The sequence below is a fragment of the Burkholderiales bacterium genome (assembly GCA_035560005.1).
GTDB lineage: Bacteria > Pseudomonadota > Gammaproteobacteria > Burkholderiales > Eutrophovitaceae > DASRFY01.
The window spans coordinates 1-9,277 of the sequence record DATMAN010000107.1 but is presented as its reverse complement, the minus strand read 5'-3'; the positions used below and the strand labels follow the sequence as shown (position 1 = coordinate 9,277).

Here is a 9,277-nt window from a genome sequence, read left to right as displayed (position 1 = left end):
GCGGCCGCCATGCTCTCGGGCGCCGAGTACGAGCTGCTCGACGGCCTCGGCCACGCCGTGATGCTCGACGAAGGCTGGGAACGCGCCGCGCGCGGGATCCTCGACTGGCTCGACGCGCGGGGGCTGTAGCGCCTCGGGCGCCGGCATCCGCGGCCTGACCTGCCCCGCCGGGCGCGCGCGCCGTCCGATTCTTGCCGCTCCCGGCCGATGCTCCTAGCATTGCGCCGGGCGGTTCGTTCGCCGCGCGGGCGCTTTGCGCCGCGTCCATGCATGATCTGCGAAGGAGTGGTCCTTGGGCTCGGAGAAAGCATAGGCCGCGGGAAAGTGCACCCACTTGCGATGCCAAGGGAAGACGAGCCGGCCGCAGCGGGGAAGCGCCCGCTGCGACACGCGACTGACCGGGTCTGGGATGGGATCATGGCGAAGCGCGACCGGCGCGTTGAGCGACCCGAGTAGCGGCCCGCCCGGCTTGCGACGACGGGAGATGTTTTCACGAATGGCCCGGCAGGAGTGTAGGCGCGCCGAGGCAACCGACATGCGAAGACGGAACGCGCGATGAGCCAGAAGTTTGAGAAGCTGAAGACCCTTCTCAAGGAGCTGTTTCAGCTCGACCAGCCGGAGCTCGACTTCGGTATCTACCGGGTGCTGCACGCTCGGAGCGCCGAGGTCACGCAGTTCCTGGAGCAAGACCTTCTGCCGCAGGTGAAGGCCGCCTTTGAGCAGTATCGGCCGGCGGACAAGGCGGCGATCCAGAAAGAGCTGGACAATGCCATCGAGCAGGCGCGTGAGCTCGGCGCCGACCCCGAAACGCTGCCCAAGGTCAAGGATCTGCGCAAGCGGCTCGCCGAAGACGCCGTGGATCTCGATGCGCTCGAAGCTGAGGTCTACGACCACCTCTACAGCTTCTTCCGCCGGTACTACTCGGAGGGCGACTTCCTCAGCAAGCGCGTCTACAAACCCGGTGTGTACGCCATTCCCTACGAGGGCGAGGAGGTCAAGCTCCACTGGGCCAACGCAGACCAGTACTACATCAAGACCAGCGAATACCTGCGCGACTACGCTTTCCGCCTGCGGCCGGATGACGAGAAAAACCCCATGCGCGTGCACTTCCGCCTGGTGGATGCAGCCGAGGGCGAGCACGGGAACGTGAAGGAGCAGGCGGGCAGGGAACGGCGCTTCAAGCTGGCACTGGCCCCGTTCGCGGCCGTGGAAGACGGCGAGCTGGTGATCCGCTTCACCTACGAGCCCGATCCGTCTAAACAGAAGGACCTCAACGCGGAAGCCGAAGCGGCGATCCTCGGACTCAAGGACGCGTCATTCGCCGACTGGATAAAGGCGCTCGCCGCGAAGCACGTTCGCGCGGACGGCACAGTCTCCGATTCCACCCGCCTGCGCGTGCATCTTGACCGCTACACCGCCCGCAACACGTTCGACTACTTCATCCACAAGGACCTCGGCGGCTTCCTGCGCCGCGAGCTCGACTTCTACATCAAGAACGAGGTTATGCACCTTGACGACATCGAGAACGAGAGCGCGCCGCGCGTCGAGCAGTACCTCTCGAAGATCAAGGTCATCCGCCGCATTGCCCACAAGATCATCGACTTCCTGGCCCAGCTCGAGGACTTTCAGAAGAAGCTGTGGCTTAAGAAGAAGTTCGTTGTGGAAACGAGCTGGTGCATCCGGCTCGGCGTGATTCCGGAAGCCTTCTACCCCGAAATCGCGGCCAACGACGCGCAGCGCGAGGAGTGGGTGCGGCTCCACGCCATCGACGCATTGAAGGCGACAGAGGGGAGCCTGCTCGAGCCAGGCAAGGCGGGCTACAGCGTGCCGCTCACGGTGGAGTTCCTGAAGGCGCATCCGACGTTGATGGTGGATACGCGTCACTTCGACGGTGGGTTTACCGCGCAGGTACTCGAAGCGATTGGCGACCTGGACGAGCAGACCGACGGCGTGCTGTTTCACAGCGAGAACTTTCAGGCGCTGTCGCTAATGCAAGCTCGGTATCGCGAGCGAGTGAAGTGTATCTACATTGATCCACCGTACAACTCTAAGACATCGGAAATCGCGTACAAGAACAACTACAAACACTCGTCGTGGATCACGTTGATGGAGAATCGGCTAACGTTGAGTCGTACGCTGTCCTGCAAGTCCGGCTCGCACGTGATCGCCATTGACGAAAACGAGCAAGAGGTGCTCGGCCAACTGCTGAGTATTTTGTTTCCGACGCACGAAAAAATTTGCATCGCTGTAGTTCACAATAAGAAAGGAATTCAGGGGAAATACTTTTCACACAATCACGAGTACGCATATTTCGTAATTCCACAAAATCTTCCCGCGACACATGGTGCGCGTATTCCCCCAGATGAATGGGAGTACACCAATCTTCGGAAGTGGGGGCGCGAATCGGAACGTTCGACGGCAAAGAATTGTTTCTATCCGATATTTGTGCAGGACCAACAAATTGTCGGCTTCGGAGAGGTATGCGACGAGGCGTTTCATCCGGGTGGTAGCAATGTCGCCGACGGCTCGCGCACGTTCGTATATCCCGTCGACGCCGCGGGCGTCGAGCGGAAGTGGCGATACGCACGCAGCTCCGTCGAAGCTATTCGCCACTTACTGAAGGTGCATATTACTGCGACCGGCGAAGTTCAGATTTTGAAGGCCGTCGCTGAGCGACCAATTAAAACCGTGTGGGACGACGCACGATATATCGCTGGGGACTACGGCACCAAATGGCTGACCGAGTTGGCACTAAAGGTAAAGGATGACCTTTATCCGAAATCCGTACACCTTGTAGAGGACTCGATCTATCCTGTGACGGACCCCGATGATTTTGTCTTAGATTACTTTGCAGGATCGGGCACCACGGGACACGCCTTGATAAACCTCAATCGCAAGGACGGCGGCCACCGTAAGTTCCTACTCGTCGAGATGGGCGAATACTTCGACACTGTCCTGGTACCACGCGTCAAAAAACTTATTTTTGCGCCGGAATGGACGGAAGGAAAGCCCAAGCGCCTTGCCACAGCGGAAGAAACCGAGCGCAGCCCGCGCGTCGTAAAGATCATTCACCTCGAATCGTACGAGGACACGCTCAACAACCTTGACTTACGCCGCACAAAGGAACAACAGAGGCTGCTTACAGCCGCGGAAGCGCAGGGTACAGACAGGTTGCGGGAGCAGTACTTGCTTCGCTATTTGCTCGATGTCGAGACGCGTGGCAGCCAGTCGCTGCTCAACGTCGGGGCCTTCACTGATCCAACTGCCTACATGCTCAAGGTCAAGCGCCCTGGCTCGGACGAGTCGCGCGAGACGAACGTTGACTTGATCGAGACGTTCAATTGGCTAATCGGCCTCACAGTGCGAAAGCTCGCAGCGCCCCAAACCTTAAATGCCGAAACCGAGCGTGATAGCGAGGGGCGGCTGCGTCTCAAAGGCCCGCTCCGGCAGGAAGCTCGTGGGCCTTGGTGGTTCCGCACTGTGACCGGTACCGTTCCGGACGGGCGCCAGACGCTTGTCATCTGGCGAAAGCGGCCCGGCGGCGAGACACCCGATGGCCTCGAGCAGGACAACCTAATCCTCGATGAGTGGTTCATTAAGCAAGGTTACTCCGGCAAGGACAGCGCGTTCGAGCTTATCTACGTGAACGGCGACAACAACCTAGAGAACCTTAAGTCGCCCGGCGAGACTTGGAAGGTGTGCCTCATTGAGGAGGTTTTCTTCCGCATGATGTTCGAGACAAAGCAGCTGTAATGCTCGGAAGCAAGGTCGCGCTCCCACTTTAGAGGCTACGCCCCAACGCAATACTAAGAGGTCCCACGACTCATGAGAGCAGTGCTCCTTGGCCCTGTAATGGCCGACCTTCGCCGTATCGGGCTTGAGTCCGACTACGTTGCAATTGCATCCGCTTTCTACTCGAGGCAACGGCTGGAAGCACTTCGAGTCCGTGCGGAGCGGCTAGATTTGTTCGTGCGGTTGAACTGCTCTGATTTGACTGAATGGATCAATGGTGCCGTCGATCCAGCTGCGCTCCTTGTTTTCAGTAAACAACTTATCCGGAGATCGGTGCAGGTGCGGATCTTTATCGGCTCTACTGCACACGCGAAAGTCTACCTCGGTGAAAAGGGATTCTTGGTCGGAAGTGCGAACTTGACCGTTCGCGGCTTCGCTGGCCTCGCAGACGAAATCCTTTGGTACGAAAGCGATCCTGGCGCTCGGCGCGCGATGACATCAGCGCTTAAGAGGTACGGGGCAAGCCTGCGGCAGCTTGAGTTAGAAGAGCTATCGGATTTCGTGGAGAAAAATCGGGGTGCGGTGAACAAAGCACGCGCCAAGCTTGGCCTCACACCACAAACAATGCGCCCTATGGAGGATACCATTCCTCCGTCGATTATCAGACCACCGAGGCTTGGAGACTTCGAAGATTTTGTCCGATGGCTTGATCGCCAGCAGGGTGATGCTCCCAAGCTAATCGCTCGACGTGCTCGAGGCGAAGGTCAGCTGTCCGGTCACATCAAGCGCAATTTCTTTGGCCTACGCCAATTTTTCATCGCGCATCCTACTGAAATGCGAGAAGCGCTTCGCCAAAATCCTGATGCCTACGCTCTCCATCACGACCCTCGAATGCAGAGCGCACTTCGAACATTTGTGCTTCGGGAGGCGGTGAACGAAGATGCCCTATCCGTAAGCGTCTGGCGCACTTATCTGCCGTATTCAGTTGGAGGCAAACCGAAAACCGGCGGTGGTACTAGCGGGAACCTGAAGCGAATGATTCCACTTGTTGCTAGATACCTAGAAACGAAAGTGAAGGCACGTGGCACATGAATTTGGCGCGAATCGTGCATGGCCAAAGCGGCGTAATGCTTCATCGCCGGGGTAAAAACAGCGCCCAGCCGGCGGTTTCTTTCAATAGGAAACTGGTTCTTAACCAATGGCTACTTGGCCTCTTCGGCGTCGAGCGCTTCGATCAGCTGGCCGAGCACTTGCGCGACGAGGCGCTGGAGGGGCTGGATGAAAACAACGTTCATCACTTCTACCGCGCGCTTTGCTTGCACCTGCCGGAAGAAAAGCGCCGCGAGCTGCCGGACGAGCTCCTGCTGGAGTACGACCAGGCAATCGTCTCGGTCACGCAACGGCTGAACGAGCGGCGCCTCGCGCGCGGCGAGCCGCCAATCGTTTGGAAGTACTTCCAGTATCTGGCGCTCCTCTTCACGGAGATTTACCTCGACCGCTACTTCCGCGATCCGCACGGGCTCCTCCTCGCGCTCAACGAGCGCATCGCGGTGCTGAACGACGGGTTGGAGGAGGCCGAGCGGATCGCCCCGCTCGACGAATCGGCCGACGCTTCGCCGCAGCTCAACAAGATCGCCTTCTGGATGGCGACGGGCAGTGGGAAGACGCTGCTCATGCACGCGCACATCCTCCAATACCGGCGCTTCCTCGAAACCCACGGCCGCGCGCGTGAGCTGAACCGCATCATTCTGCTCACGCCGAACGAGGGGCTCTCGCAGCAGCACTTGCGCGAGTTCGAAAAGTCCGGGATAGAGGCGGAGATCTTCACCAAGGACGGCCGTGGTCTTTTCAGCGGAGAGACGGTGGAGATTCTGGAGGTCACCAAGCTCAAGGAGGAGATGGGCGAAAAGACCGTCGCGGTAGATGCGTTCGAGGGCAACAACCTGGTGCTGGTGGACGAAGGCCACCGTGGGGCGTCGGCCGGCGGCGAAGGCACCTGGATGAAGTACCGCAACGCACTCTGCGAAAAGGGCTTCTCGTTCGAGTACTCGGCCACCTTCGGCCAGGCGGTGAAAGGCAGCAAAGGCCTCACGGATCTTTACGCGCGCAGCACGCTCTTCGACTACTCGTACCGGTGGTTCTACGGCGACGGCTTCGGCAAGGACTACCAGATCCTGAATCTCGAGGACGACAGCAATCCGGAGTGGATGGCGAGCTATCTCACCGCGTGCCTCCTTGCGTTCTTCCAGCAACAGCGGCTGCACCGCGAGCACGAGGCGGCGTTTCGCCCGTTCAACATCGAGCGGCCGCTGTGGATTTTCGTCGGCGGCAGCGTCACGGCGACGCTCGCTGCGCGCGACGCCTCGGACATCGTCGAGATCCTGCGGTTTCTCGCCCGGTATGTGGCCAACCGCGCCGACAGCATCGAGCGCATTCGCCGGGTGCTACACGAAGGGCTGGTCACGGCGACGGGCAAGAATCTTTTCGCTGGCCGGTTCGGCTACCTGAACACCTGCGGGCTCACGCCTGCGCAGATCTTCGACGAGACCCTCGCCACCCTGTTCAACGCCCCGGCTGGCGGCTCGCTGCATGTCGAACACCTGAAGGGGGCCGCAGGCGAATTAGCGGTCCGGGTGGGCGACAACGATCCCTTCGGCGTCATCAACGTCGGCGACGCCGGCAAGCTCGTGAAGCTTTGCGGGGAGCAAGGGCTCAATACGGCGGAGCGCGAGTTCACGGGCTCGCTTTTTCACGAGCTGGGTCAGCCCCACTCCACCATCCATGTGCTGATCGGTTCGAAAAAGTTCACCGAGGGGTGGAGCAGTTGGCGGGTGAGCACGATGGGGCTGATGAACGTCGGCCGCGGCGAGGGCGCGCAGATCATCCAGCTCTTCGGCCGCGGCGTCCGGCTCAAGGGTGTCGGGATGAGGCTGAAGCGCAGCTCGCGCGCCGCGCTGCCCGAAGGGCTCGAACGACCGAAGCACATCGAATTACTCGAGACCCTGAACATCTTTGGCATCCGCGCCGACTACATGGCCCAATTCCGCGACTTTTTGGAAGAGGAGGGCTTACCCACCGACGACGAACGCCTCGAGTTCATCCTGCCGATTATCAAGAATCTCGGTACACGGCCGCTCAAGATGATCCGACTCAAGAAGCAGATCAACGGCGTCAGCACCGAGTTCGGCGACGCCTTCCGCAAGCTCGGCCCGGTCCCGACCTTGGGGCCGCCGGACCCTGAGCGCGAGCCCGCGACCGTGTACCTGCAGAAGAACCAGGTTGTCCTCAACTGGTACCCGAAGATCCAGGCGATGGTGTCTCCGGGGGCGGCGAGCGGGAACGCCGAGGGCACTCCCAATGAAGCGTGGTTCACCCCCCGCCATGTTGCGTGTCTCGATCTCGACCGCCTGTATTTCGACCTTGAGTGCTTCAAGGCCGAGCGCGGTTGGTACAACTTGAACCTCACCCGCGCCGGGATCGCCGCATTGCTCGCGGATACGAGCTGGTACCGGCTGCTCATTCCGGAGTCGGAACTGGCGTTCGATTCGTTCGAGCGGGTACGCGTCTGGCAGGAGGTGGCGCTGGCTCTGCTGCGCAAGTACGTCGAGCGCTTCTACACGTTCCGCAAGCGCGAGTGGGAGCTGCCGCATCTGGAGTATCGGGAGATCGGCAAGGACGATCCCAACTTCCCGTGCGTGGTTCGGGAGACCGGCCCGGAATACGGCTATCGGATCCTGATCGAGGAGTCGCGGGACGAAATCGTCGCGAAGCTGAACGAGCTGAAGGAGGCCATCGAGAGGCGCGATCTCAAGGACTGGGAGTTCCGGGGCATCAAGGCCGTCTGGTTCGGCCGCCACCTCTACCAGCCGCTGCTCTTTCTGGACAGCGGGGTGGTCGAGATTGTTCCGGCTCCTCTCAACAAGGGCGAGCGCCGCTTCGTCGAGGACCTCAAGGCCTTCTGCGATGCAAATCCGGCATTCTTCTCCGACCGCGAGCTGTACCTGCTGCGCAATCTGAGCAAGGGCCGCGGCGTCGGCTTCTTCGAAGCGGGCAACTTCCACCCTGACTTCATCGTCTGGCAGCTCGAGGGCGGCCGCCAGCAGGTGGCCTTCGTGGATCCCAAGGGCATCCGCAACGTCGGCCTGAACGACCCGAAGATCAGCTTCTTCGAAACCATTAAGGAAATCGAGCGGCGGCTGGGCGACCCGAACATCGTGCTCGACTCCTTCATCGTCTCGAACACGCCGTCGCACGTGATGCAAAAACTCTGGGGCATCGGAAAGACGGAGATGGTGAAGCGGCATATCCTGTTCCAGGACGAGGACAGGGACAGCTACATCTCGGCCGTCTTGCAGGGCGCTGCGGCTGTTCGCAGTGCATCGCCATCCACGTCGTGAATGATGATCATGCGCGCGGTGAACGCGATCGCGCTGCCTGTGCAGATCTCGAGGACTCTGGCCGCTTCCGATCAAGGCGTGCGGATTCTCGAGTGGCAGTCCGCTTGAGGGCAGCGCTTGCGCCCGCACGCGGCGTTCGCGAATGGCGGCCAGCGAGATCCAGACAGCAAGGAGAGGACGATTCTCTGGCCGAAGCGAGACACGCCGTAGCGCTCAGCCTCCTGATGCCGGACCGGTTCGCGCGCAACAAGCCAAACGCATGGGCGAAGATGGCGGCAGCGGGACTCGGCCGCGCGACTCGAATGACTTACGAATAGCCGAGCTGCAATCTTGCAATCAGCCGAGACGCAAACTGGCGTTCAGCCGAGCCTTCCTTTTGCATTCACTCCCTTGAGCGCGGGCGATGGGTGGCCGCCCTTCTTGCTCGCTGCGTTGAGTAAAAATACTCAGCGTCGTGAGTATTTTGTCGGAGCACTTCCGGCGCCCACAGCCCGCCATGCCCAAGGCGGGGGCCGGCCGCGTCGCGCCGCTTCGGCGCGTTCCGGCATCGCGGCCTTCGCTGCCGCGTTCAAGCCGCAGCGCGTTCTGCTTGTCGGCGGAGACGGAATAGCGCTCGACGAGTTTCTCGCCCGTCCGGTCTCGCACTGGATCGGCGCGTGAACGCCGGCCGTCAAATCCGAAAAAGGCGTACGCCGGACTGCTGAGCCGCGCGGTAACCACGCTCGAACGACTCGCGTCGGATGCGCTGGTGGCGCCCAGGTGGCGCGTACCGTGACGGCCGCGCTCACCGCGCGCGGCGCGCGTACTTGGCGAGAAACGCGTTGATGTCTTCGATCCTGAGCTGGGGCTCGCCGGGAATCGGCTTGCTGCCGACGACGCGGTTCATCCATTCCATGTTCCGCTCCATGCGTGCGACCACCTGCGGCCACTCGGCGGCGGTGTAGCGCTTCGGGTCGGGCAGCACGTGGCACTGGTTGCAGGCCAGCCGAAACGCCTCGCCCGCGGGTTGGAACACCTCCGGGTATTTTTTCGGGTCGAGCGGCTTCTGCGCATGGCGGCGCAGGTAGGCGATGAGCGCTTCCTTGTCCTCGTCGTTCGGGGCTTCGACGCCGGCCATCATCTCGGCCATCAGCTTGCCGAGGTTGCCC

General features: G+C 61.0%; 5 protein-coding genes. 3 read left to right on the top strand and 2 right to left on the bottom strand.

Annotated features, from left to right (window positions below):
• The first annotated feature begins 555 nt into the window (after positions 1-555).
• The 3 genes from VNM24_17620 to VNM24_17610 all read left to right on the top strand — a co-directional run bounded on the left by VNM24_17620 (position 556) and on the right by VNM24_17610 (position 8,129).
• Positions 556-3,753, top strand: a complete 3,198-nt coding sequence (locus tag VNM24_17620; protein HWQ40400.1) for a DNA methyltransferase — start codon at positions 556-558, stop codon at positions 3,751-3,753.
• A gap of 72 nt (positions 3,754-3,825) precedes the next feature.
• Positions 3,826-4,824, top strand: coding sequence for a phospholipase D family protein (locus tag VNM24_17615; GenBank protein ID HWQ40399.1), 999 nt, complete (start codon positions 3,826-3,828; stop codon positions 4,822-4,824).
• Positions 4,821-8,129 (top strand): DEAD/DEAH box helicase family protein, encoded by a 3,309-nt coding sequence (locus VNM24_17610; GenBank protein ID HWQ40398.1) that lies wholly within the window; start codon positions 4,821-4,823, stop codon positions 8,127-8,129. The genes VNM24_17615 and VNM24_17610 overlap by 4 nt, the downstream gene beginning before the upstream one ends.
• Positions 8,130-8,465: 336 nt before the next feature.
• On the opposite strand, the gene VNM24_17605 is transcribed toward VNM24_17610, so the two are convergent.
• On the bottom strand, positions 8,466-8,849 hold the full coding sequence (locus tag VNM24_17605; protein HWQ40397.1) for a hypothetical protein: 384 nt from the start codon (positions 8,847-8,849) through the stop codon (positions 8,466-8,468).
• Between the two features lie 64 nt (positions 8,850-8,913).
• Positions 8,914-9,277: hypothetical protein (locus tag VNM24_17600; protein HWQ40396.1), on the bottom strand; the 364-nt coding region annotated here is incomplete at its 5' end.

What these genes read in the sequence shown, in the direction of transcription:
- VNM24_17615 (HWQ40399.1), top strand. Translation starts at nt 3,826, where the DNA reads ATGAGAGCAGTGCTCCTTGGCCCTGTAATGGCCGACCTTCGCCGTATC.
- VNM24_17620 (HWQ40400.1), top strand. Translation starts at nt 556, where the DNA reads ATGAGCCAGAAGTTTGAGAAGCTGAAGACCCTTCTCAAGGAGCTGTTT.
- VNM24_17610 (HWQ40398.1), top strand. Translation starts at nt 4,821, where the DNA reads ATGAATTTGGCGCGAATCGTGCATGGCCAAAGCGGCGTAATGCTTCAT.